The 14477-nt window shown below is 67.9% G+C and carries 13 protein-coding genes; 11 read left to right on the top strand and 2 right to left on the bottom strand.

Going from position 1 to position 14477, the window contains the following annotated elements; all coding sequences use genetic code 11:
- Positions 1 to 20 precede the first annotated feature (20 nt).
- From BST38_RS03915 to BST38_RS03890, 6 genes are all read left to right on the top strand, one after another.
- Entirely contained in the window at positions 21 to 806 is a 786-nt protein-coding gene (locus tag BST38_RS03915; RefSeq protein ID WP_083141931.1) for a 2-keto-4-pentenoate hydratase, read from the top strand.
- Between the two features lie 10 nt (positions 807 to 816).
- Positions 817 to 1734, top strand: a complete 918-nt coding sequence (locus BST38_RS03910; protein WP_083142102.1) for an acetaldehyde dehydrogenase (acetylating) — start codon at positions 817 to 819, stop codon at positions 1732 to 1734.
- Entirely contained in the window at positions 1731 to 2780 is a 1050-nt protein-coding gene (gene dmpG / locus BST38_RS03905; RefSeq protein WP_083141930.1) for a 4-hydroxy-2-oxovalerate aldolase, read from the top strand. The genes BST38_RS03910 and dmpG overlap by 4 nt, the downstream gene beginning before the upstream one ends.
- A gap of 49 nt (positions 2781 to 2829) precedes the next feature.
- Positions 2830 to 4929: a RecQ family ATP-dependent DNA helicase gene (locus BST38_RS03900; protein ID WP_083141929.1), complete on the top strand. Its 2100-nt coding sequence runs from the start codon at positions 2830 to 2832 to the stop codon at positions 4927 to 4929.
- A gap of 157 nt (positions 4930 to 5086) precedes the next feature.
- Positions 5087 to 5560: a hemophore-related protein gene (locus tag BST38_RS03895; RefSeq protein WP_083141928.1), complete on the top strand. Its 474-nt coding sequence runs from the start codon at positions 5087 to 5089 to the stop codon at positions 5558 to 5560.
- A gap of 148 nt (positions 5561 to 5708) precedes the next feature.
- Positions 5709 to 5900, top strand: coding sequence for a ferredoxin (locus BST38_RS03890; protein ID WP_083141927.1), 192 nt, complete (start codon positions 5709 to 5711; stop codon positions 5898 to 5900).
- 4 nt (positions 5901 to 5904) lie between these two features.
- Here BST38_RS03890 and BST38_RS03885 read toward each other — a convergent pair whose 3' ends face one another.
- Entirely contained in the window at positions 5905 to 6567 is a 663-nt protein-coding gene (locus BST38_RS03885; protein WP_083141926.1) for a response regulator, read from the bottom strand.
- 62 nt (positions 6568 to 6629) lie between these two features.
- On the opposite strand from BST38_RS03885, the gene BST38_RS03880 reads away from it, so the two are divergent.
- The 5 genes from BST38_RS03880 (at position 6630) to BST38_RS03855 (ending at position 13725) form a co-directional block, all read left to right on the top strand.
- Entirely contained in the window at positions 6630 to 7880 is a 1251-nt protein-coding gene (locus BST38_RS03880; RefSeq protein ID WP_110781499.1) for a sensor histidine kinase, read from the top strand.
- A gap of 118 nt (positions 7881 to 7998) precedes the next feature.
- The gene (locus tag BST38_RS03875) at positions 7999 to 9273 is read left to right on the top strand and encodes a cytochrome P450 (protein ID WP_083141924.1); all 1275 of its coding nucleotides are present in this window, start codon (positions 7999 to 8001) and stop codon (positions 9271 to 9273) included.
- Positions 9274 to 9296: 23 nt separating this feature from the next.
- Entirely contained in the window at positions 9297 to 10403 is a 1107-nt protein-coding gene (locus tag BST38_RS03870; protein ID WP_083141923.1) for an NDMA-dependent alcohol dehydrogenase, read from the top strand.
- Positions 10404 to 10683: 280 nt separating this feature from the next.
- On the top strand, positions 10684 to 12201 hold the full coding sequence (locus tag BST38_RS03860; protein WP_083141921.1) for an aldehyde dehydrogenase family protein: 1518 nt from the start codon (positions 10684 to 10686) through the stop codon (positions 12199 to 12201).
- 18 nt (positions 12202 to 12219) lie between these two features.
- Complete coding sequence (locus BST38_RS03855; RefSeq protein ID WP_083141920.1) at positions 12220 to 13725, top strand: AMP-binding protein; 1506 nt, start codon at positions 12220 to 12222, stop codon at positions 13723 to 13725.
- Here the strand turns inward: BST38_RS03855 and BST38_RS03850 are convergent.
- Positions 13722 to 14375: a TetR/AcrR family transcriptional regulator gene (locus tag BST38_RS03850; RefSeq protein ID WP_083141919.1), complete on the bottom strand. Its 654-nt coding sequence runs from the start codon at positions 14373 to 14375 to the stop codon at positions 13722 to 13724. The genes BST38_RS03855 and BST38_RS03850 overlap by 4 nt on opposite strands.
- Positions 14376 to 14477 lie beyond the last annotated feature (102 nt).

The raw sequence follows: 14477 nt of genomic DNA, 5'->3' as shown, positions 1-14477 counted from the left end.
AACGAGGGGACTTCACTTTCATGCTGCCCGCAGAGGTCCGTGAGAAGCTCGCCGCCGACCTGGCGCAGGCCGAGCGGACCCGCGTACCCATCGCCCCGCTGACCGATGCGCACCCCGATATCGACGTCGTGGACGCCTACGAGATCCAGCTGATCAACATCCGTCAGCGGGTCGCCGACGGGGCACGCGTGATCGGCCACAAGGTCGGTCTGTCGTCGGAGGCGATGCAGAAGATGATGAATGTCGACGAACCGGACTACGGCCATCTGCTGGCCGAGATGGAGGTCTTCGAAGACGTCCCGGTCCAGTCGTCGAAATTCCTGTACCCCCGCGTCGAGGTCGAGGTCGGGTTCATCCTCTCCGACGACCTCCCCGGCGAGGGGTGCACCGAGGATGACGTGCTGGCCGCGACGGCTGCGTTCGCACCCGCGATCGAACTCATCGACACCCGCATCACGAACTGGCAGATCAAGTTGTGCGACACGATCGCCGACAACGCGTCGTCGGCGGGGTGGGTGCTCGGCGAGGCGCGGGTCTCGCCGAAGGACGTGGATATCCGGGCCATCAATGCGACTTTGACCAACAACGGTGAGGTCGTCGCCGAGGGCCGCAGCGATGCGGTGCTGGGCAACCCCGTCACGGCGGTCGCGTGGCTGGCCCGCAAGGTGGACAGTTTCGGCGTCCGGCTCAAGGCCGGCGACATCGTGCTCCCCGGCTCGTGCACCCGTGCGATAGATGCACCTCCGGGCAGCCGTTTCGTCGCCGACTTCGCCGGGTTAGGTTCAGTACGACTGGATTTCGAGTAGGAGTCGGATGATGGCGGACAAAGCGTCTGTGGCGATCGTGGGTTCGGGCAACATCAGCACCGACCTGCTCTACAAGCTGTTGCGTTCGGAGTGGCTGGAGCCGCGCTGGATGATCGGCATCGACCCGGAAAGCGAGGGTCTGGCCCGGGCGCGCAAGCTCGGTCTGGAAACCTCCCACGAGGGTGTCGACTGGCTGCTGAACCAGGCCGAGAAACCCGACATGGTCTTCGAGGCCACCAGTGCCTACGTGCACCGTGACGCCGCGCCGCGCTATGCCGAAGCCGGCATCACCGCGATCGACCTGACTCCGGCCGCGGTCGGGCCCGGGGTGATCCCACCGGCGAACCTGCGGCAGCATCTCGATGCGCCCAACGTCAACATGGTCACCTGCGGCGGCCAGGCCACCATTCCGATCGTGCACGCGGTGTCGCGCGTCGTGGACGTGCCGTACGCCGAGATCGTCGCGTCGGTGTCCTCGGCGTCGGCCGGACCGGGCACCCGGGCCAACATCGACGAGTTCACCAAGACCACCAGCGCCGGTGTGCAGAACATCGGTGGTGCGAAATCGGGCAAGGCGATCATCATCCTGAACCCGGCCGATCCGCCGATGATCATGCGCGACACCATCTTCTGCGCGATTCCCGAGGACGCTGACCACGACGCGATCACGCAGTCGATCAAGGACGTCGTCGCCGAGGTGCAGACCTATGTACCGGGTTACCGACTGCTCAACGAGCCGCAGTTCGACGGGCCGTCGGTGTACAACGGCGGCAACCATCTCGTCACCACGTTCATCGAAGTGGAGGGTGCGGGCGACTATCTGCCGCCCTACGCTGGAAACCTGGACATCATGACCGCTGCGGCCACCAAAGTGGGCGAAGAAATCGCCCGGGTTCGCCAGGCCGCAACCGCAGGAGGTGCGCGATGACCGAGGGCATCTACTTCAATCCCATCTGGGACGTCCGGATGACGGACACGTCCCTGCGCGACGGTTCGCACCACAAACGTCACCAGTTCAGCAAGGACGAGGTCCGCTCGATCGTCGCTGCGCTCGACACCGCCGGTGTGCCGGTCATCGAGGTCACCCACGGCGACGGCCTGGGCGGGTCGAGTTTCAACTACGGGTTCTCCAAGACCCCCGAGCAGGAGCTCATCAAGCTGGCCGCCGAGACGGCCAAGGAATCCAAGATCGCCTTCCTGATGCTGCCCGGTGTCGGCACCAAGGAAGACATCAAGGAGGCGCAGAACAACGGCGGGTCGATCTGCCGGATCGCCACGCACTGCACCGAGGCCGACGTGTCGATCCAGCACTTCGGACTCGCGCGCGAATTGGGCCTGGAGACCGTCGGCTTCCTGATGATGAGCCACACCATCCCGCCGGAGAAGCTGGCCAAGCAGGCCCGCATCATGGCCGACGCCGGCTGCCAGTGCGTCTACGTCGTCGACTCGGCGGGCGCCCTGGTCCTCGAAGGTGTCGCCGATCGGGTGTCGGCGCTGGTCGCCGAGCTGGGGTCGGATGCCCAAGTTGGATTCCACGGCCACGAGAACCTCGGGCTCGGCGTCGCCAACAGCATCGAGGCGGTGCGTGCCGGCGCCAAGCAGATCGACGGATCGTGCCGGCGGTTCGGTGCCGGGGCGGGCAACGCGCCGGTCGAGGCGCTGATCGGCGTGTTCGACAAGATCGGCGTGAAGACCGGCATCGACTTCTTCGACATCGCCGACGCCGCCGAGGAGGTCGTCGCCCCCGCGATGCCCGCCGAGTGCCTGCTGGACCGCAACGCGCTGATCATGGGCTACTCGGGGGTGTACTCCAGCTTCCTCAAGCACGCGATCCGGCAGTCGGAACGCTACGGCGTGCCGGCGCACCAGCTGCTGCACCGCGCGGGTCAGCGCAAGCTGATCGGCGGCCAGGAGGACCAACTGATCGACATCGCGCTGGAGATCAAGCGCGAGCAGGAAGCGTCCGCGTCGTAGCTGTCCGGGCCGGTCCGGGCCTGTCTGACCCGCCGGGCACGATAGGACCATGACTGCCACCCGGGCCGACGCTCAAACGATCCTCGAACAACTGGCGGGCCCGGACGCGATCCTGCGTGACGACCAGTGGACGGCGATCGAGGCACTGGTCGTGCACCGGCGCCGGGCACTCGTCGTGCAGCGCACCGGCTGGGGTAAGTCGGCGGTCTACTTCATCTCGGCAAAGCTGCTGCGCGCCGCGGGCCATGGGCCCACGGTGATCGTGTCGCCGCTGCTGGCATTGATGCGCAACCAGGTCGCCGCCGCGGAACGGGCCGGCGTGCACGCCGCGACGATCAACTCCAGTAACGTCGCGGACTGGTCGGAGATCCATGACCGGGTCCGGCAAGGCGAACTCGACGTGCTGTTGGTCAGCCCGGAACGGTTGAACAATCCGGACTTTCGCGATGAGGTGCTGCCCGCGCTCGCCCACGACGCGGGCCTGGTCGTCGTCGACGAGGCGCACTGCGTGTCGGACTGGGGCCACGATTTCCGTCCCGACTACCGGCGCATCCGCACCCTGATCGCCGATCTCGGCGTCGACGTGCCGGTGCTGGCCACGACCGCCACCGCGAACGACCGGGTGGTCGCCGATGTCGCCGCCCAACTCGGTGTCGGAGGCTCCGCCGACCGGGACACCCTGGTGTTGCGTGGCGGGCTCGACCGGGAATCGCTCCGGCTGTCGGTGGTGAACGCCGGAAATCCGGCTCAGCGGGCAGCATGGCTTGTCTCGCAACTGGATTCGCTTCCCGGCTCCGGCATCGTCTACACGCTGACGGTCGCCCAGGCCAACGATGTCGCCGCGCTGCTGGCCGAACACGGTCACAAGGTCGCCGCCTATACCGGGGCCACCGAAGCCTCGGAGCGGGAGCAGCTCGAAGCCGACCTGCTCGCCAACCGGGTGAAGGCGCTGATCGCGACGTCGGCGCTCGGTATGGGTTTCGACAAACCCGATCTCGGCTTCGTCGTCCACCTCGGCGCGCCGTCTTCGCCGATTGCGTACTACCAACAGGTCGGCCGCGCCGGCCGCTCGACCGCCAGTGCTGAGGTGGTCCTGTTGCCCGGCCGCGAGGACCAGGATGTCTGGCGCTATTTCGCATCGGTGGCCTTTCCTCCCGAAGCGCTGGTGCGCAACGTGATCAGCGCGCTGGAGCCCGACCGTGCGTTGTCGACCGCGGCCCTGGAGCCGTTGGTCGACCTGAACCGCTCCCGGCTGGAGATGGTGCTCAAGGTGCTCGACGTCGACGGGGCGGTGCGGCGCGTCAAAGGCGGCTGGATCCGCACCGGAGAACCGTGGAGCTACGACGAGCAGCGGTACCGCACACTCGACGAGGCCCGCCGGCGAGAACAGCAGGCCATGCTCGACTACCAGAGCACCGGGGAGTGCCGGATGGCGTTTCTGCGCCGCCAGCTCGACGACCCGGAGCTCGCCGCCGATGAGCGGTGCGGCAGATGCGACAACTGCGCAGGCGCCCGGTATCTGGCCCAGGTGGACTCGGCCGTCGTCGAGGACTCCCGGGAGCGGCTGATGCGGCCCGGGGTGGTGCTCTCCCCACGCAAACAGTGGCCGACGGGTCTGAGCAAGCTGGGCATCGACCTCAGCGGCAGGATCACCGACGGTCCCGCACCGGGCCGGGTGATCGGTCGGCTCACCGACCTGGGCTGGGGTGCGCGGCTGCGGCGACTGCTCGATGCCGAGGATGCCGAGGTCCCCGACGACGTGGTGCAGGCCGCCGTCAAGGTGCTGGCGGCGTGGGACTGGGAGACCAGGCCGACGGCGGTGATGGCGGTCGACTCCGATACCCACCCGGTGCTGATCTCGTCGCTGGCTCGGCGGCTGGCCGAACTCGGCCGGCTCACCGACCTCGGGGTACTGCGGTACGCGCCGGACCGGCGCCCGGTGACCGCCGCGAACTCCGCGTACCGCGTCGCCGCGCTGTACAGGTCGTTCGCCACCCCCGATGCCGCGACGCTGGCTCAGGTGGACGGCCCCGTGCTGTTGGTCGACGACATCTCCGACAGCGGCTGGACCCTGACGATGGCGGCCCGGGTCCTGCGGGCCGCGGGTGCCCCGCAGGTGCTGCCGTTCGCTGTGACCTCGACGTCCTGAGATTCCGGGAAATTTCGGTCGGTCGTTTCGACGCTCTGAACTGCGGGGATGACGGCCTGTGCCGGACGTTGCCCGGTGGCCGCGGGTTTGATCCGTCGGCGGAGCGGTTAGCCCTTGGGGGACCGTCTGACCGCAGACTGTGAGGAGTGATTTCTCGATGAACCCGACCGTGACCAACGTGCGCCGGGGCCTGTTCGGAATGTTCGCCGGCGGCCTGCTGGCGTTCGGTAGCGCAGCCATCGTCGCCCCGGTGGCGAGCGCCCAACCGGCCGAGGAGTGCACGGCGAGTAACGTCGCCGGAACCGTGAGTTCGGTTGCCGCATCCGAGGGCGCCTACCTGGCGGCCAATCCCCAGACGAACGATGCGCTGACCGCGATCTCGGCGCAGCCCAAGCCGGAGGCGCAGGCCGCGTATGCCGCGTACTTCCAGCAGAACCCGCAGGTCGAGGAGCAGCTGAAGGCGATCCATCAGCCTGCCAGCGCGCTTGAGCAACAGTGCGGCCTGAAGGTCGAGCCGACGCCGGTGGCGCAGGCGGTGTGGAGCGCCGGATCGGCGGAGGCGACCCCGGTCGCGCCGCAGGCTCCCGAGGTGATCGCGCCGGCAGAGACGCCGGCCGCACCGACTGCCTGATAGAACGACCGCACGTGTGCCGTGCCTGCGATTCGCAGGCACGGCACACGTCGTGGGTGGCCCGCGCAGGCCACCTTTGGCGCGGGCAGTCCGGTTCACGTGGCCGTGCCAGACCCATACTCGGGTTGGCCAGAGCCAGGAGGAACCCATGCTTATCACTGTCGACTACACGCTGTGCGAGGGCCACGGTCAGTGCTTGATGGCCGCCCCGGAGGTCTTCGACGTTCCCGACGACGCGGAGCAGGTCGTCGTCCTCGATCCTGATCCCGACGAGAGCGCACGACCGGCAGTCGTGCGCGCGGCGGCGATGTGCCCGGCTCAGGCTCTGACCGTCGACTGAGCGCTCAGTCGTCGAGCAATCCGCACCGGCCGGCCAGTGCGGCCGCCGAAATCCGGTTCGAGACACCGATTTTGCGCAGCAGCGCGGCCACCATGCGCTTGGCTGTCCGCTCGGACACGACCATTCGCTCGGCGATGTCGCCGGTCTCCATCCCGGTCGCCAGCAGCGTCCACAGCTGCAGCTCTGCCGGTGTCAGCGTCTCCAGGATCTCCGCCGACGGCCTTCGTGTGCCCGACAGCAGTGAATCGAGCAGCGCCGGGTCGATCACGCGCAGACCCGCCGCGATCGTCGCAAGCGGCTCGGCCAGCGCATCCGGGCGCACCGTTTTGGACAGGAACCCGTCCGCCCCGGCGCGCAGCGCTTCCTCGGCGAGTTCGTGGTCGCCGGTTCCCGACAACGCCAGCACTTTGGTCCTGGGATGCCGTGCCTTGATGTGCCGGATCGCCGCCACGCCGCCGAGCGGCGGCATGGACAGGTCGACGATCGCGAGGTCGGCGTCGCAGGAGGTCGCCAGTTCCGCGGCCTCCTCGACGAACGTCGTCCGACCGCCGATCACGAACTGTTCGCCCCAGTCGCGGACCAGCAGCAGTTCCAGACCCTCGGCGAACAGCTCGTGGTCGTCGACGATGACGACGACGTACGGCTTCCGGTCGGGTCTGGGGTTCACCCGCCGGATGATAGTGATCGCCGCGCGGTTCTCGAATGTCTAGGGTCGGCCGCGTGGACAGCATGACGCCGACGGACACGGTGCTCGACGGTTACGGACTGGCACGGGTCGTCGTCGCCGTCCGGTTCGCCGTCGTGGTGTCGATCGCGGTTCTGGTCGCGTTCGGGCCGGACTGGCTGAGTGCCCACGCGGCGGGCACCGCCGCCGTGCTGGTCGCGGCGTTGCTGTACGCGGTGGTGCTGATGACCCGGCCCCGCTACGAGGTGCGCCGCACCCGCTTCGCGTGGCTGGTGTCCGTCTTCGACGCGGCGTTCACATTGGCGCTGATCGCGCTGACCGGTGGGGCTTCGAGTCCGGTGGCGTCGGTGCTGGCGCTGGTGGTGATCGCCTCGGCCGCCAGGCTGCCGCTGCGGGAATGCCTGCTGCTGTCCGGACTCGTCGGTGCCGGATATGTGGTGATCGTGCTGACCGTCGGATCCACCGGGACGGTGCTGACGCCGTGGGCGATCGGCTTGTGGTGGGCGCTGTACGTGGTGTTCATCGCGCTGCTGAGTGGCGGGTTGTCCAGGCTGCTCGAACACGAGCACCAGTCCCACGTTCGCGCCCTGGTGGAGGCCGAGGCCGAGCACGCCGCCGCCGAGGAGGAACGCGACCTACGGGCCCGGCTGCTGCGGTCCTACGAAGCGCAGCAGGAGGGCCTCAAGGTCCTGCTGCACGAGTTCCGAACCCCCGTCGCATCATTGGACGCGCTGACCGCCGCGGCCCCCGACAACGAGGCGACGACGGAACTCATCCGGCGCCACGCCCGCCACCTCTCCGACATGCTCGACGCGCTCTCCGACGTCAGTCTCAGCCGTCGACCCGCGTTCTCGACCGGGCGCGTGCGAACCGTCGACCTGGCCGATCTGATCACCGAGGCGGCCGACGCCGCCGGAATCGAGCCGGCGCGGCTGCGGGTGGTCGTCACGGGTGCCACCGCCGCGATCAGGCTCGACGCGCAGGGGTTGCGCCGGGTCCTGACGAACCTGCTGGAGAACGCCGCCCGGCATGGCCGCGGGCTGCCCATCGAGGTGGACTGCACCCGGACCGCGGACCTGCTGTCGGTGTCGGTACTCGACCGCGGACCCGGTGTGCCGCAGGACGAGATCGGGGCGATCACCGGGAAGTTCGTCAGCCTGTCGGACCGGCGGGGCACTGCCGGTCTGGGCCTGTGGATCGTGGCCCAGATCGTCGACGCCCTCGGCGGCACACTCGCGTTCTCCGCACGTGACGGCGGCGGCCTGGCCGCGTCGTTCACGGTCCCCGTGGCCTGAGAACTGGCCCGTGCGGGCCGACAGTTGGCCCGTCTGCCGTCTCCACACCCGCGTGATCTGCCTAACACTGGGCGTCGTCGTGAGCTGCGCCACAGCGCAGAACGCAGAAAGGATCGCGATGACGACCGTCTTCCCCGCCACCACGCATGGCGACATCGACCTGGCCGACCGCAACTTCTGGGCCAAGCCGCCCGCCGAACGGGACAAGGCCTTCGCGGTGCTTCGCCGCGAGAACCCCGTGGCGTGGAGTCGGCCCGCCGACTCGGATCTGCTGCCACCCGAGCAGAACCTCAAGGGCTTCTGGTCACTGACCAAGCACGAGGACATCCGGTACGCGAGCCGGCACCCCGAGGTGTTCTCGTCGGCGCAGGGCATCACGATGGAGGACTTCCCGCCCGAGATCCTGATGATGTCGCAGTCGTTCATCGCGATGGACGCGCCCCGGCACACCCAGCTGCGCGGGATCACCCTGGACGCCTTCAAACCGCGCAACATGCGGCGTCTGCAGGACTGGATCCAACAGCACGCTCGCGATCTGGTCACCGAGATGTCGGGCCTGGGGGAGGGCGACTTCGTCGACTTGGTGTCGGTGCAGCTGCCCGGCCGCATCTTCGGATCCTTCTTCGGCCTGCCGCCGGGTGAGATCCACGACCGCACCATCAGTGCCGCCCAACGCACGCTGGGCTGGACCGACCCCGAGGTGCGCGGTGACCGCACCGCCCTGGAGTTGTTCGCCGGAGCGGTGATGGACCTGCACCAGACGGTGGCCGAACTGGCTCCCGAACGCCGCGCCAAACCGGGCGACGATCTGCTGTCCTGGATGGTGCAGGCTGAGTTCGACGGCGAGAAGATGACCGACGACGAGCTGAAGGCGTTCTTCACGCTGCTGGCGGTGGCCGCCAACGACACCACCAGACATGCGTCGGCACAGGCCATCTACGCGTTCTCCCAGCACCCCGACCAGCGGGACCTGCTGGTCGCCGACGTCGAAGGCCGGGTCGACGGCGCGGTCGAGGAGGCGCTGCGCTGGGCCTCCCCGCTGATCCACATGCGGCGCACCACGACCCAGGACGTCACCGTGCGCGGGTCGGAGATCAAGGCCGGCGACAAGGTGGTGCTGTGGTACAGCTCGGCCAACCGGGACGAGGACGTGTTCGAGGACCCGTTCACGTTCAACATCGAGCGAAAGTCCAACCCGCACCTGGCCTTCGGCGGCGGCGGACCGCACTTCTGCCTGGGCGCCGCGCTGGCCCGCACCATGCTGCGCTCGCTGCTGACCGAGGTGTACACCCGCATCCCCGACATCACCGCGACCGAACCCAAGTTCCAGGTCGCCAACTTCATCAACGGGATCAACAGCCTGCCCGCGACCTGGACCCCCGAGTCCCGCTGAGCTTCTCGAAAGGAAACACACCCATGAAGACCAAAGCCGCCGTTCTGTGGGGTCTGCAGCAGAAGTGGGAGGTCGAGGAACTCGAGCTCGACGCGCCGAAAGCCCAGGAGGTGATGGTCCAGCTGACCGTCAGCGGGTTGTGCCACTCCGACGATCACCTGGTCACCGGGGACATGCCGATGAACCTGCCGGTGGTCGGCGGCCACGAAGGCGCCGGCGTTGTGGTGGAGGTGGGACCCGGCGTCACCGAGGTCGAGGTCGGCGACCACGTGGTGCTGAGCTTCATCCCGGCCTGCGGCCGCTGCACCGAATGCGCCCGGGGCCGCAGCAACCTGTGCGTCTACGGCGCCGCGATCGTCGCCGGCCCGCAGCTGGACGGCACCTTCCGCTTCCACGCCCGCGGCCAGGACGTCGGCCAGATGTGCGTCCTCGGCACATTCTCGGAGTACACCGTGGTGCCGATCGCATCGGTGGTGAAGGTGGACAAGGACATTCCGCTGGACAAGGCCGCGCTGGTCGGCTGCGGGGTCACCACCGGTTACGGCGCCGCAGTGCGCACCGGGGAGGCCCGCGACGGTGACACGGTCGTGGTCATGGGTGTCGGCGGTCTCGGCATCAACGCCGTGCAGGGTGCCAAGCTCGTCGGCGCGCGGCACGTCATCGCCCTCGATCCCGTGGCCTACAAGCGGGAACGCTCCTTCGAGTTCGGTGCCACCCACGCCGCCGCCACTGTCGAGGAAGCGCACGCGCTGATCACCGACCTGACCCGCGGCACCATGGCCGACGTCTGCGTCGTCACCACCGACAGTGCCGAGGGCGCGTACGTCGCGCAGGGTCTGAGCCTGGTCGGCAAGCGCGGCAGGGTGGTGATGACCGCGATCCCTCATCCGACCGACATGCAGGTCGACATGTCGCTGTTCGACCTGACGTTGTACGAAAAGCAGGTGCGCGGTTGCCTTTTCGGGTCCTCCAATCCACGGCTGGACATCCCCCGGATGCTCGAGCTGTACGGCGCCGGCAAGCTCAAGCTGGACGAGTTGATCACCCGCGAGTACAGCCTCGACGAGATCAACCAGGGTTACGAGGACATGCACGCCGGACGCAACCTGCGCGGGATCATCAGGTTCTGACAGCCATGGACGGGAATTCGTCCGGCCGCCAGATTGTCGGCTGGCAGTTCTTCGATTTCTCCCTTCCCGGTGAGATGCCGAGACACGAAGCCGTACAGGAACTTCGGCAACGGATCCTGACGGTCGCCAACGACCGGGGTGATTTCGTCGGGGGTTTCCGGATCGACCGGCGCGAGGCGTACACCGAGGGCTGGGACCGTTGGACGGCCGGCTACCTACCGGGGCCGCCGAGGATCGGGCGATTCCAGCGCCATATGACAGAAGTGAGAGCGAGTAGCAGATGACAGCCCTTCCGTATTACCGGATGTACGTCGATGGCGTGTGGCGTGACGCCGCGCAGACCATCGAGGTGCGTTCTCCCGCCACCGGCCGACCGGTCGCGACCGTCGCCTACGGTGACATTGCCGCCGTCGACGACGCGGTTGCCGCGGCGAAGGCGGCGCACGAATCAGGGGTGTGGCGGAACACGCCGCCGCACGCGCGCGCCGACATCCTCGACGCGATCGCCGACAATCTCGCCGCCCGCGCTGATGAACTGACCGCGTTGCAGGTCAACGAGAACGGCGCGACGCTTCGGGGCGCCGGTGCGTTCCTGATCGGCTACGCCATCGCGAACCTGAAGTACTTCGCGTCGCTGGCGCGGACGTACCAGTTCCAGGCCAGCGGTCCGCTCATCGAGGCCCCGACGCTCGCCTCCGGTGTGACCGTTCGCGAACCGGTCGGGGTGTGCGCGGGGATCATCCCGTGGAACTTCCCGCTGCTGCTCGCGATGTGGAAACTCGGTCCCGCGCTGGCAGCGGGCAATACGGTGGTCCTCAAGCCGGACGACCAGACACCGCTGACACTGCTCGAACTGTGCCGCGCGGCAGAGGAAGTCGGGTTGCCGGCGGGAGTGCTGAACGTCGTCACCGGACCGGGCCCGGTGGTCGGCGCCCGGCTGGCCGAGCATCCCGACGTCCGCAAGATCGCGTTCACCGGGTCCACCGAGGTGGGCAAGGGCGTCATGCGCGCCGCCGCCGGCAACGTCAAGAAGGTCACGTTGGAGCTCGGCGGCAAGGGCGCCAACATCGTGCTCGACGACGCCGATCTCGACCTCGCGGTCGACGGGTCGCTGTTCGCGTTCCTGATGATGAGCGGCCAGGCCTGCGAATCCGGTACCCGGCTGCTGGTGCACGAATCCATCCACGACGAGTTCGTCGGTCGCCTCGTCGCGCGCGCCGAGACGCTGGTGATGGGGGACCCGATGAGCCCGGCCACCGATCTCGGGCCGCTGGTGTCGGCCAAGCAGAAGGCGCGTGTCGAGAAGTACATCGCGCTCGGTCAAGAGGAGGGTGCCAAGCTGGCCTTCCAAGGTACTGCGCCGACGGACATCGAACTGGCGGAAGGGCATTGGGTTCCGCCGACGATCCTCACCGCGGTGACCAATGACATGCGCGTCGCGCGTGAGGAGATCTTCGGTCCTGTCGTGGTGGTCATCCCGTTCACCGACGACGACGATGCGGTGGCCATCGCCAACGACAGCGAGTACGGGTTGTCCGCGGGAGTGTGGAGCACCGACAACGGGCGTGCGCTGGGGATCGCACGTCGGCTGGAGTCAGGGACGGTGTGGATCAACGACTGGCACATGGTCAACGCGATGTACCCGTTCGGTGGGGTCAAGCAGAGCGGTCTCGGTCGCGAACTCGGGCCCGATGCGCTCGACGAGTACACCGAACCGAAGTTCATCCACGTCGACCTGACCAACGAGCGCCGCAAGCGTGCCTACGCCGTCGTGGTGTCTGCTGCACTGGCCGACTGAAAGCCACTGAGGAATACCATGTATCCGGGAGTCCATGCCCAACGCTCACCCGAGCGACCCGCGGTGATCGTCGCCGAGACCGGTGAGCAGATGAGTTACCGGCAGCTCGACGACCACTCCGCGGCGCTGGCCCGGGTGCTGCACGACGCCGGCCTACGTCCGGGTGACGTCGTCGCGCTGCTGTCCGACAACGCCCCCGAAGCGCTGGTGGTGTTGTGGGCGGCGATGCGGTCGGGTCTCTACATCACGGCGATCAACCATCACCTGACCGCATCCGAAGCCGGGTACATCGTCGGCGACTCGGGGGCGAAGGTACTGATCGCGTCCGCGACGCTGCGCGACCTCGCGGCTGGTGTCGAGGCGGGCCCGGACATGCGACTGGCGTTCGGCGGCGCCGTCGAGGGCTACGACTCCTACGAGAAAGCCCTCGCCGGCGCCGGACCCCGCCTGGTCGACCAGCCGTGCGGTGCGGTGATGTTGTACTCGTCGGGAACGACCGGATTTCCCAAGGGGATTCAGCCCGAGCTACCGGGGCGCAGTGTCGACGAACCCGGCGATCCGATCGTCAGCATCGCGCGCGTGCTGTACGACATCGGTGAAACGGATGTGTACTACTCGCCGGCCCCGATCTACCACGCCGCACCGCTGCGATGGTGCTCGATGGTGCACGCCCTCGGGGGAACCGTGGTGCTGGCCAGGAAGTTCGACGCACAACGCACGCTGGAGCACATAGCGCGTTACCGGGTCACGGTCACCCAGATGGTGCCCACCATGTTCATCCGGATGCTCAAACTCGACCCCGCGACCCGCGATCACCACGACCTGAGCAGCCTGCGGGCCGTGATCCACGCTGCGGCACCGTGTCCGGTCGACGCGAAGCAGGCGATGATCGATTGGCTCGGCCCCATCGTCTACGAGTACTACAGCTCGACCGAGGCGCACGGTATGACCTTCATCGACAGCGCCGACTGGCTCGAACATCCGGGCTCGGTCGGGCGCAGCGTGCTCGGCGTCCTGCACATCTGCGACGACGACGGCGACGAATTGCCGCCCGGTGAGGTGGGCACGGTCTACTTCGAGCGTGATTGTCTTCCGTTCCGCTACCTCAACGACCCGGACAAGACCGCGGCCGCCCAGCATCCGCAGCACCCGACCTGGACCACTGTCGGTGACCTGGGATCCGTCGACGCGGACGGCTATCTGTATCTGGCAGACCGCAAATCGTTCATGATCATCTCCGGCGGGGTGAACATCTACCCGCAGGAGGCCGAGAACGTCCTCGCGCTGCACCCCGCGGTGCACGACGTGGCCGTCATCGGTGTGCCGGACCCCGAGATGGGGGAGCGGGTGAAGGCTGTCGTCCAGTTGGCCGACGGGATAACAGGATCCGACGAACTCGCCCAGGAACTCATCGATTACACGCGGTCACGCATCGCGCACTACAAGGCCCCGCGACTGGTGGACTTCGTCGACGAACTGCCGCGCACGCCGACCGGCAAGCTGGTGAAGAGCCGGCTCCGTTAGTCGCCCAGCCGGTGCCGCGCGACCTCGGCCGCCCCGTTGCCGGTGATCAACCACAGCGTGGTCAGGGCCGTGACGAGGTCGTCGAGGGAGAGTTTGGCGCGTCCGTCGAGGTAGGCCAGGATCGCGTCGGCGGTTCCGCCGATGATGAATGCCGGGGCAACCTCGGCGAGCGGGTCCTTTTCCAGTTCGACGCCGTGCACACTGCGGGCGTGTGACACCAGGACAGCTGTCAGTCCGCGCATCACGGCGGCTCGATGTTCTTGCAGCGCAACCGAACTCGCGACGCCGCCGAGCAGGATGCGCCCACGCCGGGGATCTTCGGCCAGTGCGTGTACCAACGCGTTGACGGCCGCCCAGGCCTGGCGGTCGAGTGATTCGGTGGCCATCTGTGCTGCTGCGCTCATCGTCGCGGTGCGCACGTCCTCGGCGATGTCGTCGACGACGGCGGCCGCAACCTCGTCGAGGTTGGCGAAGCTCTCGTAGAAGTACCGCTTGTTCAGGCCGGCGTCTGCGCAGAGTCGATCGACGGTCAACGTGCGCCAAGCGTTGTCCGCGATCGCCTCCGTGGCGGCGTCGAGTAGCCGGGTACGACGCGAACGGCGGCGCGCATCAGCGCTCTGGCCGCCGTAGGTGCGCGGTGCGTCGGTCACCGGACGATGGTCGCATTCGCGTGACCGGCGAGAAACCTTGACATCACCCCACCATTCTGGCACGGTTCCGTACCAAAGCAATCTGGCACGGATTAGTACCAA

Origin of the sequence: Mycolicibacterium parafortuitum, assembly GCF_002086815.1 — a bacterium.
Lineage (GTDB): Bacteria > Actinomycetota > Actinomycetes > Mycobacteriales > Mycobacteriaceae > Mycobacterium > Mycobacterium parafortuitum.
Note: the sequence above shows the minus strand (reverse complement) of the source record. Positions and strands in the feature narration are given on the sequence as shown.

Excerpts from the sequence above, each read along its gene's own strand:
- BST38_RS03915 (WP_083141931.1), top strand. The coding sequence starts at position 21 with ATGCTGCCCGCAGAGGTCCGTGAGAAGCTCGCCGCCGACCTGGCGCAG.
- BST38_RS03910 (WP_083142102.1), top strand. The coding sequence starts at position 817 with ATGGCGGACAAAGCGTCTGTGGCGATCGTGGGTTCGGGCAACATCAGC.
- dmpG (WP_083141930.1), top strand. The coding sequence starts at position 1,731 with ATGACCGAGGGCATCTACTTCAATCCCATCTGGGACGTCCGGATGACG.
- BST38_RS03900 (WP_083141929.1), top strand. The coding sequence starts at position 2,830 with ATGACTGCCACCCGGGCCGACGCTCAAACGATCCTCGAACAACTGGCG.
- BST38_RS03895 (WP_083141928.1), top strand. The coding sequence starts at position 5,087 with ATGAACCCGACCGTGACCAACGTGCGCCGGGGCCTGTTCGGAATGTTC.
- BST38_RS03890 (WP_083141927.1), top strand. The coding sequence starts at position 5,709 with ATGCTTATCACTGTCGACTACACGCTGTGCGAGGGCCACGGTCAGTGC.
- BST38_RS03880 (WP_110781499.1), top strand. The coding sequence starts at position 6,630 with ATGACGCCGACGGACACGGTGCTCGACGGTTACGGACTGGCACGGGTC.
- BST38_RS03875 (WP_083141924.1), top strand. The coding sequence starts at position 7,999 with ATGACGACCGTCTTCCCCGCCACCACGCATGGCGACATCGACCTGGCC.
- BST38_RS03870 (WP_083141923.1), top strand. The coding sequence starts at position 9,297 with ATGAAGACCAAAGCCGCCGTTCTGTGGGGTCTGCAGCAGAAGTGGGAG.
- BST38_RS03860 (WP_083141921.1), top strand. The coding sequence starts at position 10,684 with ATGACAGCCCTTCCGTATTACCGGATGTACGTCGATGGCGTGTGGCGT.
- BST38_RS03855 (WP_083141920.1), top strand. The coding sequence starts at position 12,220 with ATGTATCCGGGAGTCCATGCCCAACGCTCACCCGAGCGACCCGCGGTG.